This is a genomic window from Sagittula sp. (genome assembly GCF_052825245.1).
Genome location: NZ_JBRBWD010000014.1, coordinates 159,661 through 183,675 on the forward strand (window position 1 = coordinate 159,661; position 24,015 = coordinate 183,675).

22 protein-coding genes are annotated in these 24,015 nt (G+C 69.9%); 20 read left to right on the forward strand and 2 right to left on the reverse strand.

Annotation, left to right across the window (positions count from 1 at the left end; translation table 11 throughout):
• Window positions 1-8: 8 nt before the first annotated feature.
• Window positions 9-671, forward strand: a complete 663-nt coding sequence (locus ACU0DV_RS04400; protein ID WP_446242485.1) for an ImuA family protein — start codon at window positions 9-11, stop codon at window positions 669-671.
• Window positions 672-818: 147 nt separating this feature from the next.
• Here ACU0DV_RS04400 and ACU0DV_RS04405 read toward each other — a convergent pair whose 3' ends face one another.
• Window positions 819-1,370 (reverse strand): REP-associated tyrosine transposase, encoded by a 552-nt coding sequence (locus tag ACU0DV_RS04405; RefSeq protein WP_446242486.1) that lies wholly within the window; start codon window positions 1,368-1,370, stop codon window positions 819-821.
• A gap of 117 nt (window positions 1,371-1,487) precedes the next feature.
• Between ACU0DV_RS04405 and ACU0DV_RS04410 the strand changes: the two genes are divergently transcribed.
• From ACU0DV_RS04410 to ACU0DV_RS04425, 4 genes are all read left to right on the forward strand, one after another.
• Window positions 1,488-2,720, forward strand: coding sequence for an MFS transporter (locus tag ACU0DV_RS04410; RefSeq protein WP_283982304.1), 1,233 nt, complete (start codon window positions 1,488-1,490; stop codon window positions 2,718-2,720).
• A gap of 193 nt (window positions 2,721-2,913) precedes the next feature.
• The gene (locus ACU0DV_RS04415; RefSeq protein ID WP_100927904.1) at window positions 2,914-4,176 is read left to right on the forward strand and encodes an ABC transporter substrate-binding protein; all 1,263 of its coding nucleotides are present in this window, start codon (window positions 2,914-2,916) and stop codon (window positions 4,174-4,176) included.
• A 106-nt stretch (window positions 4,177-4,282) separates the two neighbouring features.
• On the forward strand, window positions 4,283-5,320 hold the full coding sequence (locus tag ACU0DV_RS04420) for a hypothetical protein (RefSeq protein ID WP_446242487.1): 1,038 nt from the start codon (window positions 4,283-4,285) through the stop codon (window positions 5,318-5,320).
• A gap of 150 nt (window positions 5,321-5,470) precedes the next feature.
• A complete protein-coding gene (locus ACU0DV_RS04425; RefSeq protein WP_100927906.1) occupies window positions 5,471-6,301 on the forward strand; it encodes a helix-turn-helix transcriptional regulator in 831 nt (276 codons plus the stop codon).
• A gap of 96 nt (window positions 6,302-6,397) precedes the next feature.
• On the opposite strand, the gene ACU0DV_RS04430 is transcribed toward ACU0DV_RS04425, so the two are convergent.
• Window positions 6,398-7,204, reverse strand: coding sequence for a DUF1194 domain-containing protein (locus ACU0DV_RS04430; RefSeq protein WP_446242488.1), 807 nt, complete (start codon window positions 7,202-7,204; stop codon window positions 6,398-6,400).
• Window positions 7,205-7,450: 246 nt separating this feature from the next.
• On the opposite strand from ACU0DV_RS04430, the gene ACU0DV_RS04435 reads away from it, so the two are divergent.
• The 15 genes from ACU0DV_RS04435 to ACU0DV_RS04505 are packed head-to-tail and all read left to right on the forward strand — an operon-like array spanning window position 7,451 to window position 24,009.
• Window positions 7,451-8,461: a branched-chain amino acid ABC transporter permease gene (locus ACU0DV_RS04435; protein ID WP_100927908.1), complete on the forward strand. Its 1,011-nt coding sequence runs from the start codon at window positions 7,451-7,453 to the stop codon at window positions 8,459-8,461.
• Between the two features lie 3 nt (window positions 8,462-8,464).
• Window positions 8,465-9,514 carry a branched-chain amino acid ABC transporter permease gene (locus tag ACU0DV_RS04440; RefSeq protein ID WP_283982301.1) on the forward strand — a complete coding sequence of 350 codons (1,050 nt, stop codon included), beginning with the start codon at window positions 8,465-8,467 and terminating at the stop codon, window positions 9,512-9,514.
• Entirely contained in the window at window positions 9,511-10,308 is a 798-nt protein-coding gene (locus tag ACU0DV_RS04445; protein WP_446242489.1) for an ABC transporter ATP-binding protein, read from the forward strand. The genes ACU0DV_RS04440 and ACU0DV_RS04445 overlap by 4 nt, the downstream gene beginning before the upstream one ends.
• Window positions 10,301-12,499, forward strand: a complete 2,199-nt coding sequence (locus tag ACU0DV_RS04450; RefSeq protein WP_446242490.1) for a Tm-1-like ATP-binding domain-containing protein — start codon at window positions 10,301-10,303, stop codon at window positions 12,497-12,499. Before ACU0DV_RS04445 ends, ACU0DV_RS04450 begins: the two co-directional genes overlap by 8 nt.
• Window positions 12,496-13,323 (forward strand): phosphoenolpyruvate hydrolase family protein, encoded by an 828-nt coding sequence (locus tag ACU0DV_RS04455; protein ID WP_446242491.1) that lies wholly within the window; start codon window positions 12,496-12,498, stop codon window positions 13,321-13,323. The genes ACU0DV_RS04450 and ACU0DV_RS04455 overlap by 4 nt, the downstream gene beginning before the upstream one ends.
• 23 nt (window positions 13,324-13,346) lie before the next feature.
• Entirely contained in the window at window positions 13,347-16,268 is a 2,922-nt protein-coding gene (locus tag ACU0DV_RS04460) for a flotillin domain-containing protein (RefSeq protein ID WP_446242492.1), read from the forward strand.
• Entirely contained in the window at window positions 16,269-16,706 is a 438-nt protein-coding gene (locus tag ACU0DV_RS04465; protein ID WP_100927913.1) for an SRPBCC family protein, read from the forward strand.
• A 2-nt stretch (window positions 16,707-16,708) separates the two neighbouring features.
• Complete coding sequence (locus tag ACU0DV_RS04470) at window positions 16,709-17,155, forward strand: SRPBCC family protein (RefSeq protein ID WP_100927914.1); 447 nt, start codon at window positions 16,709-16,711, stop codon at window positions 17,153-17,155.
• The gene (locus tag ACU0DV_RS04475) at window positions 17,152-17,952 is read left to right on the forward strand and encodes an FAD binding domain-containing protein (protein ID WP_446242493.1); all 801 of its coding nucleotides are present in this window, start codon (window positions 17,152-17,154) and stop codon (window positions 17,950-17,952) included. The genes ACU0DV_RS04470 and ACU0DV_RS04475 overlap by 4 nt, the downstream gene beginning before the upstream one ends.
• A complete protein-coding gene (locus ACU0DV_RS04480) occupies window positions 17,952-18,428 on the forward strand; it encodes a (2Fe-2S)-binding protein (protein ID WP_446242494.1) in 477 nt (158 codons plus the stop codon). Before ACU0DV_RS04475 ends, ACU0DV_RS04480 begins: the two co-directional genes overlap by 1 nt.
• Window positions 18,425-20,131, forward strand: a complete 1,707-nt coding sequence (locus ACU0DV_RS04485) for a xanthine dehydrogenase family protein molybdopterin-binding subunit (protein ID WP_100927917.1) — start codon at window positions 18,425-18,427, stop codon at window positions 20,129-20,131. Before ACU0DV_RS04480 ends, ACU0DV_RS04485 begins: the two co-directional genes overlap by 4 nt.
• Complete coding sequence (locus ACU0DV_RS04490) at window positions 20,131-21,153, forward strand: xanthine dehydrogenase family protein molybdopterin-binding subunit (RefSeq protein WP_100927918.1); 1,023 nt, start codon at window positions 20,131-20,133, stop codon at window positions 21,151-21,153. Before ACU0DV_RS04485 ends, ACU0DV_RS04490 begins: the two co-directional genes overlap by 1 nt.
• Complete coding sequence (locus ACU0DV_RS04495; protein ID WP_283982295.1) at window positions 21,153-22,034, forward strand: AAA family ATPase; 882 nt, start codon at window positions 21,153-21,155, stop codon at window positions 22,032-22,034. Before ACU0DV_RS04490 ends, ACU0DV_RS04495 begins: the two co-directional genes overlap by 1 nt.
• A complete protein-coding gene (locus ACU0DV_RS04500) occupies window positions 22,031-23,128 on the forward strand; it encodes a vWA domain-containing protein (protein WP_446242495.1) in 1,098 nt (365 codons plus the stop codon). Before ACU0DV_RS04495 ends, ACU0DV_RS04500 begins: the two co-directional genes overlap by 4 nt.
• Entirely contained in the window at window positions 23,125-24,009 is an 885-nt protein-coding gene (locus ACU0DV_RS04505) for an amidohydrolase family protein (protein ID WP_446242496.1), read from the forward strand. The genes ACU0DV_RS04500 and ACU0DV_RS04505 overlap by 4 nt, the downstream gene beginning before the upstream one ends.
• The last annotated feature ends 6 nt before the right edge of the window (window positions 24,010-24,015 follow it).

A 24,015-nucleotide genomic window follows, 5' to 3' on the forward strand; every position in this document is an offset into this window, starting at 1 on the left:
ACGGCATGATGGCCAGCGCCCTCCTCTCCCGCCGCCCGCACCGGCCGCCCCCCGCCCTGACCCTATGGGAGGAGGTGGCGCTGCCGCTGAACCGCGTGCACGAGATCTGCGGCCCGGCCCGGCGCACGCTGGCGCTCCGGCTGGCGGCCCGGGCCGGGGCACCGCTGATCTGGATCGCGCCCGGCCGCGGCGCGGACCTGCCGGACGCCTGCGGCATGGCGGCCCTCATGGATCCCGGCGAGGTGCTGTTCGTCACCGCCGCACGGTCCGCCGACCTGCTCTGGACGATGGAGGAGGCGCTGAAGAGCGGCGCGGCCCCCGTCGTGGTGGCGGAACTGGCCGAGCCGCCGGGCATGACCCCCGTGCGCCGCCTGCACCTCGCGGCGGAGGCCGGGGCGGAGACCGGGCTGTCGATGCCGCTCGGACTGCTGCTGACGCCGGGCACGGGCGGCGCCCCGGGGATCGAGACACGCTGGCATTGCGCCCCGGCCCATGCCCCCGGCCGCGACGCCTGGCGGCTGGAGCGGCTGCGCGCCCGGATGCTGCCGCCGAAGGTCTGGCGGGTGGAGAACGACCGCCTGCTGCCCGAGGGCATGGCGGCGCAAAGCCCCGCCCTACAGGAGGTCGCGCCCCAAGTGCCCGCCCGCGACGTCCCGACGCTGGGGACATAGGACACGGGACCGCCGGGAGAGGCTGCACCGCCGCGTGGCCCATGCCGCGGCGTGGCCAGCCAGCCGAGAGGACCCGACCGGCGGCACGCGACACGAACGCGCATCTGTCGAAGCTCCCGCCCGCAAGCGCCGCGACCGGGCCGCCGCCTAGCCAGTGGCCCGGCCCGGAACAGAAGGGCCTGAAACCGGACCGGCCTGCGCCGCCTGCCGTGCCTCCGCCCGTGCAAAGCTGCTGTACGGCCAGTCGCCCGCCCGTGACACAAGACCTTCCCGCACAGGCGCGTTCCGGCAGAAGGCCATATGCGCCGCCAGGTCCTGTGGCCCGGCAATGTGATGCTCCCAGAAGCGCCGCTGCCAGACACCGCTCTCGCCGTCCCGCAAGCGCGGGCCGCTCCGTAGGGCGGGGCTTTGCGCCGCCTGCCCCCGCGCCTCCTTCAGCGCGACCGAAAACCGCCCCTTGATCGCGCCCCACCGGCGGGAATACCCGTAGTCGACCTCCGGCATCCGCCAGATCGCGTGCATGTGGTCCGGCAGGACGACCCAGGCCAGAACCTCCACCGGCCGGTCGCGCAGCGTGGCGCCCACCGCCCACCGCAAAAGGTCCACCTCCCGCACCAAGAGGTCCGAGCCCCGCTCCGCGAGGCAGACGGTGAAAAAGGCGGTGCCCCCGGGCACCCGAAGGCGGCGATAGCGCGACATGGGCCGCACTCTGCGGCAGGAGCAGTTAACCGCCGGTGAACGGAACTTGTCCCAAAACGACATCCAAGGTCGATTCCCGACGCGCACCCCCGCGCCCCGCATGGTCTGCCGGGCCGCATGAAACTCGCCTTGTCCTTCACCGCCCTCTTCTTCTCGGTCATCCTGCTGCAGCTTTCCTCCGGTGGCATCGGCCCGCTCGACGCGCTTTCGGGCATCGCGCTGGAGTTCACCACCACCCAGATCGGCCTTCTGGGCTCCGCGCATTTCGCCGGGTTCTTCATCGGATGCTGGTGGGCGCCGCGCCTGATGGGAGAGGTCGGCCACGCCCGCGCCTTCGCCGCCTTCACCGCGCTCGGCACCCTGGGCATCCTCGGCCACGTGCTGACCGACAGCGCATGGGCATGGAGCGCGCTGCGCGTGGCGCAGGGGCTGTGCGTGGCGGGCGCCTACACGGTGATCGAGGCATGGCTGCAGGCCAAGGTCACCAACGCCAACCGGGGGCGCGCCATGGGGGCCTACCGCCTCGCGGACCTGGGCGCGGCGCTGGGGGCGCAGCTGGTGATCTCCGTCCTGCCGCCGGCGCATTACGTCTCCTACACGCTGCTGGCGATGGTCTGCTGTGCGGCGCTGCTGCCGCTGGCCCTGACCCGCATCCCGCAGCCCGTGGTGGCCGCGGCCCCGCGCCTGACGCCGTCGCTTGCCTGGCACAACTCGCCGCTCGCTGTTGCAGGCGTGCTGGTGGCGGCGCTGTCGGGCGCGTCCTTCCGGATGGTCGGACCGCTCTACGGCGCCGCGGTGGGCCTTGCGCCCTCGCAGATCGCCTTCTTCCTCGCCGCCTTCGTCGCCGGGGGCGCGCTGGCGCAGCTTCCGGTGGGCTGGCTGGCCGACCGTTTCGACCGGCGCACCGTGCTGGTCTGGCTCTCGGTCGCGGCGATCCTCTCCTGCGTGTTCACCGCCACCGTCACCGACCTGCCCGCCTGGGGCATCATGCTGTCGGCGGCGGTCTTCGGGCTGACCACCTACCCGATCTATTCCATCGCCGCCGCCCACGCGCACGACTTTGCCGAGGACGACAAGCGGGTGGAGCTCTCGGCCGCGCTGATGTTCTGGTACGCGACCGGCGCCATCGCCGCGCCCTACGTCGCCTCCGCCCTGATCGAGGGTTTCGGACCACCCGCGCTTTTTGCCCTGATCGCAATCGGGCACGCCGCGCTTGTGATCTTTGGTTTCGTCCGGATGCGCGCACGCCCGGCTGCCCCGACCCGCACCCGCTACGTCTATGCCCCGCGCACGACCTTCTCCGTCGGCCGCCTCCTGAAGCAGTTCCGCGACCCGCGCAACGGCGACTGAGGGCGCCCGCCCGGCCACGCCCCGTTCCCGCGCCGCCCAAAAAAGAGACGGTCGGGTATGCCGGGAAACAGTGGGGCGTTTGTCCGCAACGCCCCCTGCCGTACCCTCATTCGGCTGCCGGAGCCCCCGGCACGCAGGCGTTGGGGCGACAACAATAATACGGACGCCTGCCGATTTTTACGGGAGGATACTCATGAAGAAGGCATTCACGGCCTCCGTTTCGGCGCTGGCACTCTGGCTTCCGGCCATGGCCATGGCGCAGGACGGCACGGTCAAGTTCGGCATCCTTGTCGCCACCGAGGGCGCCTTCGCCGAAGGCGGCGCGGACGGCATCCGCAACGTCGAGCTGGCGATCCAGCAGGCGGGCGGCACCGCGGGCGGTCTGACCATCGAAACCGTCGTGGCCCCCACCGACACCACGCCCGACACCACCGTCCGGCAGGCGCGCAAGCTGATCGAGCAGGACGGCGTCGACATCATCCTCGGCCCGCTTTCCGGCTCCGAGGGGATCGCCATGCGCGACTACGCCAAGACCATCCCCGACAAGACCGTCATCAACGGCATCTCGGGCGCGCTGGAAACCACATGGGTCGACCCGGCCGAGAACTTCTTCCGCTTCAACCTCGACGGCGCACAGTGGGGCGCGGGGCTCGGCTCCTACGTGGTGAACGAGAAGGGCTGGACCAGGGTCGCCACCGTGGCCGCCGATTATTCCTTCGGCTACACCAACTTCCTGGGCTTCGCGGTGGACTTCTGCAGCGCCGGCGGCGACATCGTCGAACGCTTCTGGGTGCCGCTGGGGTCGTCGGACTTCGGCGGGGTGATCGCCTCGCTGCCCGATGACGTGGACGCCATCTACCTCGGCGTCGGCGGCACGGACGCGATCAACTTCCTCAACCAGTACAGCCAGGCCGGGGCCGACACCAACCTGATCGGCGGCACGATCATGGCGGACCAGACCGTCCTGACCTCGCGCGGCCGCGCCAAGGAGGCCCTCGTCGGCACGCCCACCTCCGGTCCGCTGGCGGACGACAACCCCGATCCGGCATGGCAGGAATACGTCAAGGCCTACCAGGACGCCTTCCCCGAAGGTGAACGCTTCCCCTCGCCCTCGCTCTTCGGCGTCGGCTACTACGTCGCAGCGCTCGCGGCCATCGAGGGGCTGAACCAGGTCGACGGCGATCTCTCGGACGGGCAGGCCGCCTTCAAGGAGGCGCTTTCCAGCATGACCCTCGAGACGCCGCTCGGTCCGGTCACCCTGAACGAGAACCGCCAGGCCACCGGCTCGGTGTTCATCAACGAAGTCGTGGATGACGGTCAGGGTGGTCTGCGTAACGAGTTCAAGTCGCGTACCGACAACGTCAACCAGACGCTGGGCCTGTCCGAGGAGGAATTCCGCGCGATGGGTCTGCCGTCCCGCGACACGCCCGATTGCGCAGCGCTGCGCGACGGTTGACGAAGACACGGATGCGCAATCGCGCGCGGGGCCGCTTGCTGGCCCCGCGCTGCGCCCGAGGGGGCCGGTGCCCCCGCGGCGCGCATGGCTTCGGAGCGGGCTCGCCGTGTCTCTCATCACCTATCTCACCCGCATCCATTTCGCCGACCGCGTGCTCGAGGACGCGCTGTCCGCAGAGATGGAGCGTCACGGCCTGCGCCATCTGCTGGTGATCTCGGACCGGGATGCGGCGCATGGCGACGGGCTCGACCGGCTCCACGCCGCCCTGCCCTGCCAGACACGCACCGCGAGCCACTTCGCCGGGGACATCGCGCCGGATCGGGACCTGGCCCGCGCGCTCGAACTCCTCGAACAGGAGGGCTGCGACGGGATCATCGGGTTCGGCGGGCTGGCGGCCCTGAACCTCGCCCGGACCGCCGCGTCGGACCGGGTGCCGGTCATCACCATTCCCACCTGCACGGACACCGTGGGCCTCGGCCCCATCGACCCCGGTCTTTCGGCGCGGCCCGGACGCAGGGCGGCGCTGCCGGTGGCGATCCTCTGCGACGCGACGCTGACCACCTCCGCCGACCCGGAGGCCACGGCGGCAGCCGGCATGGACACGCTCTGCCAGTGTCTCGAATGCTTTCTGGGGACCGCCTTCAATCCCCCGGCGGACGGCATGGCGCTGGACGGACTGCGGCGCGCGGCGCTCTCGCTCGAAACCGCCGTGCAGGACGGCAGGGACCTGTCCGCCCGGCGTGAACTGCTGGCCGCCGCCCTGAACGCAGGGTTGGCGTCGGAGAAGGGGCACGGCGGCATCGCGGCGGCGGCCCACGGGCTGGAAGCCATCGCCCGTTCCCGCCGCGGTATCCTGCACGGCGCGCTCCTGCCGGAGGTGCTCGCCTTCAACGCGCCCGCGGTGCACGACCGCCTCGGTCTGGTGCGGATGGTGCTGGGCCTGCCCGCCGACGCCGATCCCGGCGAGCGGCTGGTCGCGCTTGCGCAGCGCATCGGCCTGCCGCGCCGCCTGTCGGACATCGGGATCGAGGAACACATGCTGTCGCGTGCGGCCCAGGGCGCCGCCGCCGATCCGGCCAACCGGACAAACCCGCGCCATGCCACCGGGCGCGACTACGAAAGGATCATGCGTGCCGTCCTGTGATCCCGAATTGCCCCGCCGTGCCCCCCGCGGGCGGCACGCCAACCAATATTTGTCGAAAACGGGAATCGGAGTAGCATGCCCGTGTCCTGACATGCCCGGAGAGCGCATGCAGTGCCAACATTAAGGGACGAAACGTCCCGGGAGGAGTAAATGAGTGACTCGCTGGCCGTGTTCCACGGCCGTTTCGGTCGCGTCTGCCTTTACAACATGGACCGCAGCATGGTGCCGCACGGGCACCGCGAGGGCCACCTGATCTTTCATCTTCAGGGGCCGCCGGGCCAGATCAACGTGAACGGCCGGAAATGGCCGCTCGCCCCGGGCCAGGGCGTCGCCGTCAGCCCTTGGCTGTCGCACTTCTACCAGCCGGTGCACCTGTCCGAACCGACGCTGGCGCTGGTGCTCTACATCCGCCCGTCGTGGTTTCTCGACGTGTCGCGGCGGGCCTCGGCCTCGCTCTCGTTCGGGCGCGTGGGGATCGAGGTGACCGACCACCTCGCCCGGCTGATCTACGGCACGGCGCAGGCCATGCTCGAGGAGGACAGCGAGGACGTGATGATCGAGGACCGCCTATGCGACCTCACCCGCGTCGCCTACGAACAGTCATGGCAGTGGACGCCGCGCGGTGCCGACTTCACCGGGCCGGACATGCCGCGCCGCGACTACCGCATCCGCAAGGCGCTGAAGTACCTGCAGGAAGGTCTGGGCGAGGCGCTGGAGATGGACCGCGTCGCGCGCGAGGTCGGCCTGTCGCGTCCGCATTTCTACAAGCTCTTCCGGGCGCAGGTCGGGCTGACGCCGAACCTCTACCTCAACGCGCTGCGGATGGAGCAGGCGATCGACATGCTGGCCACCTCCGAGGACGGCGTGGCCGACATCGGCTTCGACCTCGGGTTCTCCAGCCAGGCCAGCTTCTCGCGGTTCTTCATCGGCAACGGAGTGGTACCGCCCTCGGCCTACCGCCGCTCGGTGCACGTCGCCTGACGTAGCGGCCCCTTTGCCCTGATGGCCTGCCGCCTGCCGGCCGGGCGCCTGTTCCTTTGCCTGCATCCGCGCACCGGGCAGGCCACTCCCGCCGACCTATGGCTCCCACCAGTCCATGCGCCGCTGCTCCCAGATCTTTTCGCCGATCTCGCAGTCGTAGGGCGGTTTCGCCGGGGCGAACTGCACGTCCTGAATACCCTCGAGGCCCACCCCCCCGCTGCCGGAGGCGATCTCAAGCACCAGCTTGCGCCGCACCGCCTCGCCGAAGTCCGTCCAGTCCAGCACCGGGATCACGAAGGAGCCGGGACCGCCCGTCACGCAGGATTCGTAATAGACGTCGAGATCGTCGAGGTGCCACCGGCCGCCCATCCCCTCCTGCGTCATCAGCGGCAGGCCGTTGATCACGATCCGCCGGGCCAGCACGTCGTCGCGCGCGTCGGTCACGATCCGCCCCTGATTGTTCGGCCCGTCGCCCGAGATGTCGATGACCCGGCGCAACCCTTCGTAGTCGTTGGCCTCGATCATCTCCGCCCCGAAGGCCAGCGCGCCAGAGATGGAGGTCCGCCGCATCCCGATGGTGGAGGTCATCTCCACCGCCCGCGCAAAGGCGTCCAGATCCTCCCGCCCCTCCAGCACGGTCCAGTCGACAATCACGTTCTGACCGCCCGCCCACTCCACGTAGGTCAGCGCGATGCGTTGCAGCAGCCCGGCCTGCACCGCGGCATAGACTTCGTCGGACCGCAGGGCAGAGGCATAGCCCTGCCGCTGAATCTCCAGCTCGCCCATGGTCATCGACCGCGAGACGTCGACCAGCAGTACAAGCTCCAGGTCGACCTCCTCGGCCCGGGCCGCAGTGGACGTGGCAAGGACGAGGGCGGCACAAGCGGCAAGAACACGTTTCATGGGGGAAAGGCTTCGGGTTCGCGGCCCTCACGTCAAATCACAAAGGGGACAACAGTGCCCCTTATCCCCGCGAACCTGCCCCGTGCGCCGCAAACTGCGCATTTCCGGCGCAGCCTGCCTGCCCTTCGACGGCAAGAATGTTTTCAAACGGAGGGTTGAAGGATCAGACCCTCGGGTATCAGCGCGGCCGCGTTTGGGCGCTAACCTCTGCAAGCCCCTGCAGAGGGGCGTCGTGGACGGGAGACCATGCAAAGGTTCATTCAGCGCCATCCGGTCTGGTCATTCATCATCGCGCTCGGCGCGGCGATCCTGCTGTGGCTGATCTTCGCGCCGTGGTCCGCTGGCATGGAGGAGACCCTCGGCAAGAAGCGCGTCTTCCTGAACGGCATCTTCGGGGGCATCACGCTGGGCGCGCTCTATTTCCTCGTCGCCTCCGGCTTCACCCTGATCTTCGGCCTGATGCGCAACGTGAACCTCGCGCACGGATCGCTCTACCTGCTGGGCGGCTACCTCGGCTTCGAGATCTCCGAACGGACGGGATCGTGGTTCCTTGCCTTCCCGGTGGTCTTCGTCGTCGTCGGCATCGTGGGCATCGTCCTGCAGAACCAGGTCTTCCGCCGGATGGAGGGCGAGGAACTGCGCCAGACCATGGTCACCATCGGCCTGTCGGTGGTCATCGCCGACCTCCTGCTGTGGCAATGGGGCGGGCAGTCCTACACGATCTACGCGCCCGACCTGCTGTTCGGCCCGATGACCCTGCCCATCGTCTCGGACGTGCGCGACAGCGGAGAGGTCGTCTATCTCAACTATCCCGCCGTCCGCATGGCGATCCTCTTCGCCGCCATCGTCATCGGCGTCGGCATGTGGCTGGTGCTGAACAAGACCCGGCTGGGGATGCTGGTCCGCGCCGGCGTCGACGACCGCGAGATGCTGGCCGCCTCCGGTGTGCGCATCCAGTACGTCTTCCTCGCCGTCTTCGCCTTCGGCGCGGGGCTTGCCGGCATGGCGGGCATCGTCGGCGGCACCTTCCAGTCGCTGTCGCCCGGCGAGGACACGCGCTTCCTGCTGGCCAGCCTCGTGGTGGTGATCGTCGGCGGCATGGGGTCGATCCCCGGCGCCGCCATCGGCGCGCTGATCATCGGGCTCAGCGAACAGCTCGGCCTGATCTACGCGCCCACCTATTCGGTGGTCTTCACCTTCCTCATCATGGCCGTCGTGCTGGCCTTCCGGCCGCAGGGCCTTCTGGGACGGGGGTAGCGCATGGCACTGGCCGAAGACCAACCGAAGGACGATGCCGAACCGCTCTGGGTCGAACGCGTGCCGCCCGCGTGGTGGGTGCTGGGCGTGATCCTCCTGACGATGCCCGCCTGGGCCAACGACTTCATCCTGTTCCAGGTGATGGGCTGGACCTTCATCCTCGGGATCATCGCCCTGTCGCTGATGTTCCTCGCGGGCTACGGCGGCATGGTCAGCCTGATCCAGATGTCGGTCGCGGCCACCGGCGGCTACATGGTGGCGATCTTCGGCAGCTCCGGGGCCGAGCTGAGCATGGGGCTGTCGTGGTGGATCTACCTGCCGCTGGCCATCCTGATCGCGGCGATCTTCGGCACCATCGTCGGCGCGCTCGCCGTGCGGACGGAGGGGATCTACACCATCATGATCACCCTCGCCATCGCGGCGGCCTTCTTCTACTTCACCCGGCAGAACTACACGATCTTCAACGGCTATTCCGGCTTCAACCTCGTGGTGCCGCCGGAGCTTTTCGGCATCGACTGGCGCCAGCCGACGCCGTTCTACTACCTGACGCTCGGCTGCGCGCTGGCCTGCTATGCCGCCGTGTCCTACGTCTCGCGCGCGCCCTTCGGACTTGCGCTGCAGGGCGTGCGCGACAACCCGCGCCGCATGGCCGCACTGGGGTTCAATGTGACGGCGCACCGCGTGGCGGCCTACACCTTCGCCAGCGTCATTGCGGCCATCGGCGGCATTCTCCTCGTCTGGCAGAACGCCCAGATCGCGCCCGGCACGGCGGGCATTCCGGCGGTCATCGACATCCTCGTGATCGCCGTGGTGGGCGGCATCTCAAGGCCCATCGGCGCCTTCATCGGCGCGCTGATCTACGTGCTGCTGCGGACCTTCTCGCCCGACGTGCTGCTGGCCTTCGGGCTGTCGGGCGAACGCTTCAAGCTGCTGATCGGCCTGGGCTTCCTGGCGGTGGTCTTCTTCTCGCCCGACGGGGTGCTGGGCCTGTGGGAGCGCTGGCGCGCCCGCCGCGCCCGCCGGGGCGACCCCCTGACCGGAGAGAGCGAATGACCATGGTCGAGGACAGGCGCACCGCCGACTCGCTCGGCTCCGTCAGCTCCGGCAACGCGCTGGAACTGCGCGGCGTGTCGAAGCTCTTCGGTGCGCTCGCCGCGATCTCGGACGTGACGCTGACCGTGCGCTCCGGCGAACGCCGCGCGGTGCTGGGATCGAACGGCGCGGGCAAGACGACGCTCTTCAACTGCGTGACCGGGGACTTCCTGCCGACCTCCGGCACCATCCGGCTGTTCGGCGAGGACGTGACCCGCTTCCCGGCCTACGAACGCATCCGGCGCGGCCTCAGGCGCACCTACCAGATCAGCCTGCTGTTCAACGGGCTGACCGTGGCCGACAACGTCTACCTCGCCTGCCGGGGCGTGTCGCGCGGGCGGTTCTCCTTCCTCAGGGCGCGCGCCAACGACGCGCTCCTGACCCGCTCGGACGAACTGATCGCCGCCGTGCACCTGAGCGAATGGCGCGACACCTCCGTCGCCAACCTCAGCTACGGCCAGCAGCGGCAGCTGGAGATCGCGCTGGCGCTGGCGGGCGCGCCGCGGATCATCCTCTTCGACGAACCGGCGGCGGGCCTGTCGCCGACCGAGCGGGCCGAACTGGTGGCGATCCTCAACGGCCTGCCCGGCCACATCGGCTACATCATCATCGAGCACGACATGGACGTGGCCCTGCGCGTCGCGGAAAGCGTGACGATGATGCACAACGGGCGGATCTTCAAGGAAGGCATTCCCGAAGAGATCGAGAACGACGCGGAAGTCCAGGAACTCTACCTCGGAGGCGGCGATGAGTGAGCGCCCCGACACCCGCACCGGCCCCGCCGCGCTCGAGGTCAGGGGCCTCAACGTCTACTACGGGGCCTCGCACGCGCTGCAGGGCGTGGATCTCAGGCTGGAAAGCGGCGTGCTCTCGGTCGTGGGCCGCAACGGCATGGGCAAGACGACTCTCTGCAAGGCGATCATGGGGCTTGTCCCCGCCGCGTCGGGCGCCGTCAGTTTCGGCGGCCAGTCCCTGCTGGGCCGCTCCCCCGCCGAGATCGCGCGCATGGGCATCGGTTACGTGCCGCAGGGCCGCCGACTGTGGCGGTCGCTCACCGTCGACGAACACCTGAAGATGGTGGAGAAGAAGGGCGGTGCCTGGAGCTCGGAGCGCATCTATTCCACCTTCCCCCGGCTGGCCGAACGGCGGCGCAACGGCGGCGCGCAACTGTCCGGCGGCGAACAGCAGATGCTGGCCATCGCCCGCGCACTTCTGGCCAACCCGCGCCTCCTGATCATGGACGAACCGACCGAGGGCCTCGCCCCGGTCATCGTCTCGCAGGTCGAGTCGATGCTGCTGCAGCTCGCCTCCGAGGGCGAGATGGACGTGCTGGTGATCGAGCAGAACATCGGCGTCGCCTGCGCCGTGGCCGACCGCGTGGCGATCATGGTCAACGGGCGCATCAACCGGATGGTGCCCGCCCGCGAACTGGCCGCCGACCGCGACCTGCAGCAGCGGATGCTGGGCGTCGGGCGCCACGCCCATGACGACACGCCCGAACCGCAGCCCGACGCCAGCGCCGAGGCGACGCCGAAGGGCCAGCCGACAGGCCCCCGCTCCGTCAGGATCTACCTGTCGAACCCGACGACCCCGACCCGCTGGTCGCAGCCCGTCCCGGTGCCGCAGATCGAACGCGCCGCCCGGGTCGTCACCACCGGCCAGCCCACCACCAGCGGGGTGGAGACGGCGCTGCGGCCGCTCTCCCCCTCGGGCGAGCAGGTGGTGCTGGTGGCGGGCACGCTCGACACCAAGGGGGCGGAACTGCGCTACATGCGCGACCAGATCCGCGCCGCCGGGCTACCGGTGCGCATGGTCGACCTCTCCACCAGCGGCAGGCACTCCGGGGCGGAGATCCCCGCCCACCAGGTCGCCGCCTTCCACCCGCGCGGCGCGGCGGGCGTCTTCACCGACGACCGCGGACAGTCCGTCGCAGGCATGACCGAAGCGTTCCGCCGCTGGATGTCCCGGCAGGACGGCGTCCTCGGCATCCTCACGGCAGGCGGCTCCGGCGGCACGGCCATCGTCGCTCCGGCGATGCGCGCCCTGCCCGTCGGCGTGCCGAAGCTGATCGTCTCCACCGTGGCCTCGGGCGAGGTGGCGAAGTACGTCGGCCCCTCCGACATCACCATGATGCACTCCGTCGCCGACGTGCAGGGCCTGAACGCCATCACCGAAGAGGTGCTGTCGAACGCCGCGCAGGCGATGGTCGGCATGGTGAAGGCCCGCAAGGCCGCGCCCGCCCGCACCTCGGTCAAACCCGCCATCGGCCTGACGATGTTCGGCGTGACCACCCCCGCGGTGCAGCAGATCGCGAAGGCGCTGGACGAGACCTTCGACTGCCTCGTCTTCCACGCCACCGGCATCGGCGGGCAGGCCATGGAAAAGCTGATCGACTCCGGCAAGATCGAAGGCGTCATCGACCTGACCACGACCGAGGTCTGCGACATGATGTTCGGCGGCGTCTTCCCCGCGACGGAGGACCGCTTCGGCGCGATGATCCGGCGGCGGATGCCCTACGTCGGCTCGGTCGGCGCGCTCGACATGGTGAACTTCGGCGCGCCCGACACCGTCCCCGAGAAGTACCGGGGCCGCACCTTCTACGAACACAACCCGCAGGTCACGCTGATGCGGACCACGCCGGAGGAAAACGCCAGGATGGGCCGCTGGATCGGCGCCCGCCTGAACGAGATGGAGGCGCCGGTGCGCTTCTTCCTGCCCGAAGGCGGCGTCTCGGCGCTCGATGCGCGCGGCCAGCCCTTCGACGATCCGGCGGCGCGGCACGCGCTGTTCACCGCGCTGGAGGACACGGTCCGCCAGACCTCCACCCGCCGCCTGATCCGGCGGCCCGAGAACATCAACGACCCCGGGTTCGCCGCAGCCGTCGTCACCGCCTTCCGCGAGTTCCACGACGGCCGGCCCCCGACCCGCAAGGAGGCGCGCAGATGATCGACCGACAGACCATCCTCTCGAAGTTCCGCGACATGGTCGCGCGCGGCGAACCCATCGTCGGAGGCGGCGCGGGCACCGGGCTTTCGGCCAAGTGCGAGGAAGCGGGCGGCATCGACCTGATCGTGATCTACAACTCCGGCCGCTACCGCATGGCCGGGCGCGGCAGCCTCGCCGGGCTGATGCCCTACGGCGACGCCAACGCCATCGTGGTCGAGATGGCCTCCGAGGTGCTTCCGGTGGTGAAGCACACCCCGGTCCTGGCGGGCGTCTGCGCCACCGACCCCTTCCGCCTGATGGACAGGTTCTTGGACGAACTGAAGCGGATCGGCTTTGCCGGGGTTCAGAACTTCCCCACCGTGGGACTGATCGACGGCACCTTCCGCGCCAACCTCGAAGAGACGGGCATGGGCTACGGGCTGGAGGTCGACATGATCGCGAAGGCCCGGGAAAAGGACCTTCTGACAACGCCTTACGTCTTCGACGAGGACAGCGCCGCCGCCATGGCCGGGGCCGGTGCGGACATCGTCGTCTGCCACCTGGGCCTGACCACCGGCGGCTCCATCGGGGCAGAGACGGCGCTGACGCTGAACGACTGCCCGGCGCTGGTGGACACCTGGGCCGAGGCCGCGCTGAAGGTCAATCCGGACGCCATCGTCCTGGTCCACGGCGGCCCGGTGGCGATGCCGGACGATGCCGAATTCATTCTGAAGAACACGTCGAACTGCCACGGGTTCTACGGCGCCTCCTCGATGGAGCGCCTGCCGACCGAAGTGGCGCTGACGGATCAAACGCGCGCTTTCAAGGCCATCAAGGGCCGGTAACGCGCAACGGGGAGGGTTGAGAAGTGAGTGGCCAGATAATCGGACAACTGATCCTGTGGCTGATCATCGCCGTCGTGGTGATCGCGATCATCTACTGGGTGATGCAGTGGCTCTACCGGCGGTCGACCAAGGAAATCGCCTTCGTGCGCACGGGTTTCCTCGGCGAGAAGGTGGTGATCGACGGCGGCGCCTTCGTCTGGCCGATCGTGCACGACATCACCCCCGTGAACATGAACACCCTGCCGCTCGCGGTGGCGCGCACCCGGGAACAGGCGCTCATCACCAAGGACCGGATGCGCGTCGACGTCGAGGCCGAATTCTACGTCCGCGTCCGCTCCGACAAGAGCTCCGTCTCGAAGGCCGCCGCAACCCTCGGCCGTCGCACGCTCGAGACGGAGCGCCTGAACGGCCTTCTGGCAGGCAAGTTCGAAAGCGCCCTGCGCGCCGTCGCCGCCGAGATGTCGATGGGCGAGATGCACGAGAACCGCGGCGCCTACGTCACCCGCGTCCGCGAGCAGGCACAGGAGGATCTGGAGAAGAACGGGCTGGAACTGGAAAGCGTCGCGATCATCGACATCGACCAGACCGGCCTCGAATACTTCAACCCGTCCAACCGCTTCGACGCGGAGGGCCTGACCGTCCTGATCCGCGACATCGAGGACCGCCGCAAGCTGCGCAACGACATCGAGCAGGACTCGATGATCCTGATCCGCACCCGCAACCTCGAAGCCGAGAAGCAGGTGCTGGAGATCGAGCGCGCCAGCGAAGAGGCCCGCCTGAGCCAGGAACGCGACGTGGAGACCCGCCGCGCCCAGCAGCGCGCCCAGATCGCCCGCGAACGCGCCGAACGCGAGACGGAGGCCGAAAGCGCCCAGATCACCGCGCAGGAGACCATCGAACGCGCGCGCATCGCCAACCAGCGCGCCGTGGCCGAGGCCCGCATCGCCTCCGAACGCGAGATCCGCGCCCGCGAGATCGCCCGCAAGAAGGAGGACGACGCCGACGAGATCGCCGCGCAGGAAGCCACCGAAACCGCGCGCATCCTCCAGGAACGCGCCGTCCGTCAGGCCCGCATCCAGAACGAGCAGGAAACCCAGGCCCGCGAGATCGAACGCCAGCGCGCCATCGACGAGGCCGAGATCTCGGCCCGCGAGGTCATCGAACGCGCCCGCATCGAACAGGAAAAGGCCCTGTCGGAGGCCCGCATCGCCAAGGAGCGCGAGACCCAGTCGCTCGAGATCGAGCGGCAGAAGTCCGTCCGCGACGCGGAGATCGCCGCCAACGAGGCCAACGAGAAGCGGCGCATGGCGCAGGACCTGCTGCTGGCCCAGACCCGCATCAAGGGCGAAGAGGACATCCGCCAGCGCGAGATCGCCCGCCAGCAGGCGCTGGACGAGGCAGAGATCGCCGCGCGCGAGACCGTCGAACGGCTGCGCATCCTGCAGGACGCCCAGATCAGCGAGGCCCGCATCGCCGAGGACCGCCGCATCCGCGAACTGGAGATCGCGCGCAGGCAGGCGGTCGAGGCCGCCGAGATCGCGGCGGACGAGGCCGTCGAGGCCGCCCGCATCGCGCGCGAAAAGCAGATCGCCGCCACCCGGATCGAGGCCGACGGCGACACCACCACGCGCGAGATCGCCCGCAACCGCACCATCGACGAGGCCCGCGTTGCCGCCGACGAGGCGGTGGAACAGGCCCGCATCGCGCAGCGCCGCGCGCTCGAAGCCGAACGCATCGCCGCCGACCAGGAGGTGCGCGCCCGCGAGATCGACAAGGAGCGCGAGCTGGAGAACGCCGAGATCGCCCGCCGCGAGGCCGTCGAGAAAGCCCGCGTCGCCTCGGAACTGGCGCTGGAGCAGGAGCGCATCGCCAGCCAGAAATCGCGCGAGGTGGCCGACATCGAACGCCGCCGCAACGTCGAGCAGGCCGAGGAACGCCGCGTGATCCAGCTGGCCGACACCAAGGCAGAGCGCGCCGCCGCCGAGGCCAACGTGCGCGAGGCGGAGGTCATCGCCCGCCGTGCCGTCGAGAAGGCCGAGATCGAGCGCGAGCGCGCGCTCGAGACCGCCCGCCTCGAACGCCGCCGCGCGCTGGAACAGCTCGAGGTCGCCCGCGTCCAGACCCTGCGCGAGGCCGAGATCGCCAGCCAGGAAGAGGTGGAGCGCGCCCGCATCGCCTCCGAACGCGGGCTGGACGAGATCCGCATCGACCACGAGACCGTCCGCCGCCGGCTGGAGGTCGGGCGCGAGCGCGAGGTCGAAACCGCGCAGATGGAAAAGGCCATCGCCCTCTACCAGAAGTCGCTGGAGGAAAGCGCCGCGCGGGCCGAGGCCGACGCCGCCCGTGCCCGTGCCGCCGAGGCCGAGGAAAAGGTCAAGACCGTGCGCGAGACGGAGGCTGCCAACCGCCGCAAGTCCATCGACGTGACCATGGCGGAAAAGGCCGCCGCCGAGGCGAAGCTGATCGCCGAGGGCGAGAAAGTCCGCAAGGCCGTGGAGGCCGAGGCCCAGAAGCTCATCAACGAGGCCGAGAACGTGCTCACCGACCCGGCGCGCGCCTCGCTCTTCCGCCGCAAGCTGCTGGAACACGTGGAGGGCATCGTCTCCGCCTCCGTCAAGCCGCTGGAAAAGATCCAGGACATCCGGATCATGCAGCTCGACGGGGTCACGGGCGGGGGCGGCAACCGCTCCGGCAGCCCCACGGACGAGGTCATCAACTCCGCGCTCCGCTACCGCGTGCAGGCGCCGCTGATCGACTCACTCCTTGCCGACATCGGGATCGAGGGCGGCGGGCTGGCCAAGCAGGGCGGACTGATCCGCGAGGCCTCCGACATGAAGCGCATCTCCGACGCGGTGGAGAAAGCCGCCGGCTCAGGTTCAGGTTCGGGCTCGGGCGGCAGCGACGCGCCTGAGGGCGGCAAATCCGACACCGGGGGCAAGAAGTAGATGCCGCGCGTATATATCTCATCGGTGATCGACGCCCCCGCCGCCAAGGTCTGGGACAAGGTGCGCGACTTCAACGCCCTGCCCCGCTGGCACCCGCGCATCCGCGACAGCCGGATCGAGAACGGCGAACCTTCGGACAAGGTGGGCTGCGTGCGCGACTTCCACCTCCAGAACGGCGACCGCATCCGCGAGAAGCTTCTTGGCCTCAGCGACTACGACCTGTTCTGCACCTACGCGATCCTCGAAAGCCCGATGCCGCTGACCGACTACGTGGCGACCCTGCGGCTGACGCCGATCACCGACGGCGACCGGACCTTTGCCGAGTGGACGGCAGAGTTCGACTGCGCCGAGGCGGACGCCGAGGACCTGGTCGACGGCATCGGCACCAACGTCTTCATGGCGGGCTTTGCCGCCCTGCAGCGCAACATGGCGACCTGACCATGGTACACGTCGTCAAAAGCACCGTCCTCAACGCGCCGGTCGAAGCGGTCTGGGAGGTCCTGCGCGACTTCAACGGACACGACGAATGGCACCCGGCAGTGGCCGACAGCGTGATCGACCGGGGCTATCCTTCGGACAAGGTCGGCTGCGTGCGGCGCTTCCACCTCGCCGACGGGTCGGAACTGCGCGAACAGCTTCTGACGCTCTCGGACGCGGACATGGCCTTCAGCTACTGCCTCTTGGAAACGCCTGTGCCGCTGCTGAACTACGTGGCGCATGTCCGGCTGGCGCCGGTCACCGACCGCGACATGACCTTCTGGCACTGGGAAAGCCGCTTCGACACGCCCGCCGGGCGCGAGGCCGAGCTGAAGACCATGGTGGCCGAGAACATCTACCAGGGCGGCTTCGACGCGGTCCGGGACTTCATGGGACTGGAGGCAGCATGACGACGGTCGAAACCTACCGCACGATGGAGGAGGCCTCCCGCGCCATGGGTGGCGACGCGGCCTACCTCGGCGGCGGCACGCTGGTCATGCGCGCCGTGAACGAGGGCACCGCCCCCGCCCGGCTGATCCGCGTCACCGATCCCGGGCTGACACAGATCCGCGCGTCGGGCGATCGCATCACCATAGGCGCGGGCGTGACCATGGCCGACGTGCTGGCCAGCCGCGACCTCGACTTCCTGCACCCCGTGGCCCGGCTGATCGGCGGCCCGCAGGTGCGCAATATGGCCACCGTGGCCGGCAACCTCTTTGCCGACCACCCCTACGGCGACTTCGCCACCGCCCTTCTCGCGCTCGACGCGCAGGTGACGGGCGCGGGGCAGTCCGGCGCCCGCCCGGTGGCCGAGGTGCTGCGCAACCGCGACCGCGCCGGGCTGATCGCCGCGGTGGAGGTCACCCGCCCCCGCGACCGCCGCGCCTTCGGCTTCCTGAAGGTCAGCCGCGTGAAGCCCAAGGGCGTCTCCGTCCTGTCCATCGCCGCGCACCTGCCGCGCGAAGGCGGACGCATCCGGAACGCCCGCGTGGTCTTCGGCGCCATGGGACCGGCCCCTCTGCGCTCCAGCGGCGCAGAACGCGCGCTCGAAGGGCACGCCATCGACGCGCGCAGCATCGCCGATGCCGCAGCCGCCGCGACCGAGGGGCTGGACCCGCCGACCGACCAGATCGCTTCCGGCTGGTATCGCCGCGAGGTCGCCGGCGTGCATCTCAAACGCCTCCTGACAGAGATGGAGCAGCGCTGATGGCCAGGACACCCGTCACCTTCACCCTGAACGGCATCTCCCGCTCGGCCTTTGCCGGAGAGGGCCAGAACCTTCTGGACTTCCTGCGCCGCGACGTGGGCGACATGACCCCGAAATTCGGCTGCGGACAGGGCACCTGCGGCGCCTGCACCGTGACGATAGACGGCAAGACGCAGCTTTCCTGCCTCGTCCTGGCCCAGGCCGTCGACGGGCGCGAGGTCAGGACCGCCGCGGGGCTGGCCGATGGCGTGACGCTCGACCCGCTGCAACAGGCCTTCATGGACCATTTCGCGGCGCAATGCGGCTACTGCACGCCGGGAATGCTGGTCTCCGCCCGTGCGCTGCTGGACCGCAACCCGCGCCCCAGCCGCGACGAGGTGATCGAGGCGATCTCCGGCAACCTCTGCCGCTGCACCGGGTACGAACCGATCATCACCGCGATCCTCGCCGTCGCCGAAGGGAGGGCCCGGGCATGAAAGACATGACCACAAGCGGACCGATGGTCGAGTTCCGCAAGGACCTCTTTGCCGACGAACGGGACGACAACCTGAACGAAGTGGGCAAGCCCACCCGGCGGCAGGACATCGTGGGCCACGTCACCGGGCGTTCGCCGTTCTTCGACGACCACCGGTTCGACGGGCTCCTGCACATGCGCTGCGCCCGCTCGCCTCACCACCACGCCCGCATCCGGCGGATCGACACCTCGGCGGCCGAACGGATGCCCGGCGTCGTGCGCGTGCTGACCGGGCGCGACGTGCCGGTGAACCTCAACACCCTGCTGTCGCTGCTGGACTTCGGGCTGGACGACGAACCGATCCTCTCGGACAAGAAGGTCGCCTACATGGGCGAACCCGTGGCCGCCGTCATCGCCGCGACAGAGGCCGAGGCCCGCGCCGCCGCCGCCGCCATCCGCGTCGACTGGGAGGTCCTGCCCCACGTGCTCGACGTGGAGGAGGCGATCAAGCCCGGCGCGCCCGCCGTGCTCGACATCTATCCGGACAACAAGTTCGTCTACCACGGCAAGTACGACCACCAGAAGCTGCGCTATGGCGACGTCGAAACCGCGCTGAGGCAGGCCGATCACGTCATCGAGGGCCGCTACCAGATGTCGCCGATCGAGCAGGCGCCGATCGAGACCTGCGGCGCCATCGCCGCCCCCGAACAGAACGACCGCTACGTCTGCTACACGTCCACGCAGGCGCTGTTCTTCTCGCTGGGGACGGCGGCAAAGGTGCTGTCCATGCCCTCCTCGCGGCTGCATTTCATCGGCGGCACGGTGGGCGGCGGCTTTGGCGGCAAGGTGGATTCGATCCACGAACCGCTCGCCATCCTCGGCGCGATGATGACCGGGCGCCCGGTGAAATACGCGTGGGACCGCGCCGAAGAGATGCAGGTCGGCGCACCGCGCGGCGCCGAACGCTGGTACGTCACCGACGGCGTGATGAACGACGGCCGCATCGTGGCGCGCAAGTTCACCGGCTATTTCGACGCGGGCGCCTACACCCGGCTCAGCTCCTACGCGATCATCAAGGGCGTCGGCCACCTGCCCGGCCCCTACACGATCCCCAACGTTTCGGCCAACGTGTACTGCGTGTATACCAACCGCACACCGGCCACCGCCATGCGCGGCTTCGGCATCACCGGCGTCGATTTCGCCATCGAGGCGCATATGGACAAGGTGGCGGAGGCCGTCGGCATGAACCCTGTCGAGCTGCGCATCCTCAACGCCTACCGCGACGGCGACATGAAGGCGCACAGGCGGCTGGCCAAGAACTGCGCGCTGATCGAATGCGCGCAGGTGGTGGCGGAGAAGGCGGGCATCAACCTGTCGCCCGCGCTGAAGGCCGCCTCCTCGCTGAAGGACGGCGGCGGCGCGCGGGCGGAATTGCCGCGCCACACCGTCACCGACGAGGACGGCCGCGTGCAGGGCTTCGCCGCCACCAGCTATGCCCGCAAGGGGGGCGCGGACAGCGCGCCGCTCGCCCCGCCCACGCCCCGCGCGCCCGCCGCGCCGCCGCCCGCACGACCCTCGGCGCAGCAGCCGCAGACCTCGTCCTACACCCCGCCGCAACCGCCCCCGCAGCCCGCCGCACCGGACCGGCCCGAAAGGCCCGCGCCCAAACCGTCCCGTTCGGGCGCGATGCGGTTCTCCTCCCTCTCTGGTTTCAGGAGGCGCTGATGACCGTCCACCGCGGCCGCGGCTTCGCGGCGATCAACTATCCCATCGGCATGAACCTCGGCGGCGACCCGAGCCAGGCGCTGGTGCATTCCAACCCCGACGGCAAGTTCACCGTCGCCCTCTCGGCCATCGACCTCGGGCAGGGGATGAAATCCGTCACCCGCCAGATCGCCGCCGAAACCCTCGGCGTCCCGGTCGAGGACGTCTATGTCGACACCGCCGACAGCGACACCGGCCCGCACGACATGGGCTCCTTTGCCTCGCGCGGGACGCACCGCATGGGCAACGCCGTGATCCGCGCCTCCGAAGAGGCCCGGCAGGTCATGCTGGAGGCCGCCGCCGAAGAGCTGGAGGTCGACGCGGGCGACCTCGTGACCGACGGCAAGGGCAACATCCACGTGAAGGGCGCGCCCTCGCGGTCGATCACCACCATGGCCGCCAGCCAGGCGGCGCAGTTCAAGCAGGGCCGCACCATCGCCGGGCGCGGCATCTTCCTGATCCCGCTGTCCGAGGTCGATCCCGAAACCGGCGAGATGTCCCCGGTCACCACCTTTGCCCATGCCGCCATGCTGGTCACGGTGGAGGTCGACGACGAAACCGGCGAAGTCACCGTCACCGACATGCAGTCCGCCTACGAGGTGGGTCGCGCGCTCAACCCCAAGCTGGTGGAACAGCAACTGCGCGGCGGCGCGTGGATGGGGATGAGCCACGCCGCATGGGAGACGACCGAACCCTACTACCCCACCCGCGACAACCGGCCCGAGGACTTCAACACATACCTCATGCCGGGACCGGGCGATCTGGCGCCGCATCACATCTCGATCCTCGAACGGCCGGCCGAGGACGGCCCCTACGGCGGCAAGGGCCCGGGCGAGATGTGCGCCAACCCGGTGCTGCCGGCGGTGGTCAACGCGGTCTACGACGCGGTGGGCGTGCGCATCGACGACCTGCCCGTGACCCCGGAAAAGGTGCTGCGCGGCATCCGCGCGCTCGGCGGCGCGAAACCCCGGCAGGCGCTCTGATGGTGGTGCGGCGCGCGATACAGGGCATCGACGGTCCCGAACCGCTGACGCAATTGCTGGGCGACGCCCAGTACATTGCCGACGACGGGCTCGCCACCGCCGCCTACCTGTCGCTCGCCCTCGGCAAGCCGCTGCTGCTGGAAGGCGCCCCCGGCGTCGGCAAGACGGAGGCGGCCAAGGCGCTGGCCTCCGTGCTCGGGCGCGAACTGGTGCGCCTGCAATGCTACGAGGGCATCGACGCCGCCGCCTCCATGTACGAATGGAACTTCCCCCGGCAGATGCTGGCGATCCGGCAGGCGGGCGACGAGTACGTCAACCTCTACGACGACCGCTTCCTGATCGCGCGGCCGATCCTGCAGGCGCTGGAGGCGCCGCGTGACCGCGTCCTCCTGATCGACGAGATCGACCGCGCCGACCACGAGTTCGAGGCCTTCCTGCTGGAATTCCTGTCCGACTTCACCCTCTCGATCCCCGAACGCGGCACCGTCCGGGCAGAGGAGCCGCCGGTGGTGATCCTCACCTCCAACCGCACCCGCGAACTGCACGAGGCGCTCCGGCGGCGCTGCATCTACCACTGGATCGGCTATCCTTCGCCCGAGCTCGAGCAGCGCATCGTCATGATGCGCGCCTCCACCGTGGCGGAGGACACCGCGCGCCGCGTCGTGGCCGCCGTCAATGCGCTCCGGGCGGAACCGCTGGCCAAGCCGCCGGGCGTGGCCGAAACCGTGGAATGGGCCGAGGCCGCGACGCTTCTGAACCGGGGCGGCGGACCATGGCCCCGCGCCTTCGCACGCGCCATCGGGGTGGTGCTGAAGGACCAGGACGACCTCGACTACATCGCGCCCCGCATCGACGCCATCCTCTCGGAGAGCGCCGCATGACCCCGCGCGCGCTCGCCCCCTTCCTCGCCTTCCCGCAGGCGCTCCGGGCCGCCGGTTTCCCGGCCACGCCCGACCGGACAGAGACCTTCATCACCGCCGTGGGCCTCCTTGGTCCGCGCGACATGGCCGCCATCCGCCGCGCCGCCCACGCGGTCTACGGGCCGGGGCCAGACCGGCAATTGATGTTCGACACCGTCTTCGACCACGTCTTCCTCGGCCGCAGCCTCGCCGCGCCCGCCCCGGGCGACCCCGAAGACCTGCCGCGCAGCTACGACGCCGGCGACTTCGAGGAACTGCCCGTCCCCGACGAGGAAGACCCCTCCGGCGGAGAGGCCACCTCGGCGGAACGGCTCTTTGCCCGCGAACTGGCCGCCGGTGACGAGGACGCCCTGCTGCGCGCCTTCACCCGCGCGCTGCCGAACCGCCTGCCCCATCGCCGCGCCCGGCGCATGAGCAAGGGCAAGGGCCGCCACCCCGACCCGCGCCGCGCCTTCCGGCAGATGATGCGCCGCGACGGCGAGATCACCCGCCTGCCCACCCGCCGCCGCATCACCCGCCAGCGCCGCGTCCTGCTGCTGGTCGATGTCTCCGGCAGCATGAAGTCCAGCACCGAGGGCGCCCTGCGGCTGGCCCACGCGCTGCAACAGGGCGGCGAGCGGGTGGAATGCTTCACCCTCGGCACAAGGCTGACCCGCGTGACCCGCGCGCTCCGCCACCGCAACCGCGAACAGGCGCTGACGCTGGCCTCCGGCCTCGTGGCGGACTGGGACGGCGGCACCCGGCTGGGCGAGGCGCTGCAGGTCTTCCTGTCGATCCCCCGCTTTGCCGCCCATGCCCGCGGCGCGCTGGTCATCCTGCTCTCGGACGGGCTGGAACGCGGCGGGCCGGAGGCGCTGACCGGCGCCATGGAACGGCTGAGCGCGCTGGCGTGGTCGGTGCTCTGGCTCTCGCCGCTGGCCGCCGATCCCGCCTACCGGCCGCAGACGGAGGCGATGCGCGCCATCCATCCCCTGCTCGACCGGCTGGGCGCGGGCGACACGCCCGCATCCATCGCCGCCGAGATCCTCGACTTCCGGAAAGGAGCGCGCGCATGACCATCGTCGATGCACATTTCCACGTCTGGCGGCAGGACGACCTGCCGTGGCTCAAGGGCCCCATGCAGCCGCGTATCTTCGGCCCCTACGAACCGATCCGCCGCGACTACCCGATGAGCGAATACCTCGACGACATCGCGGGCACCGGCGTCACGAAATCGGTCTACGTGCAAGCCAACTGGCCCACCGACCGGGCCGAGGACGAGGCCGCCTGGATCGAGAGCCTGATCGCCGAAACCGGCTGGCCCCACGGCCTCGTCGCCTATGCCGACATGGGCGCAGAGGACGTGCGCCCCGCCCTCGACCGGCTGGCCCGCTTCCCGCACCTGCGCGGCATCCGCCAGCAGTTCCACTGGCACCAGAACCCCACCTACCGCTTCGCGCCCCATGCCGACCTCTGCCGCGATGCGACCGTGCAGAAGAACGTCGCACGGCTGGCGGACTACGACCTCGTCTTCGACCTGCAGGCCTTCGACGACCAGATGGACGGCGCCTGCGCGCTTGCCCGCGCCTGCCCGGACGTGACCTTCGTCCTGCAGCACGCGGGCATGCTGGAAGACACCTCCGACGCGGGCCGCGCCAAGTGGCGCACCGCGATGGAGGGGCTGGCCGAATGTCCCAACGTGGTCTCGAAACTCTCGGGCTTCGGCACCTTCCAGCACCGGCTCGACCCCGACCTCATCGCCTGGCTGACCACCGAAACCGTGGGGATGTTCGGCGCCGACCGCTGCCTCTGGGGATCGAACTTCCCCATCGAGAAGCTCTGGACCGACTACACCGCCCTGATCGAGGCGCACCGCCGCGCCGCGGGCGGGCTCAGCGCCGCCGAACAGCAGGCGATTTTCCATGACACGGCCACCCGGGTCTACCGGCTGGCGTGACGCAAG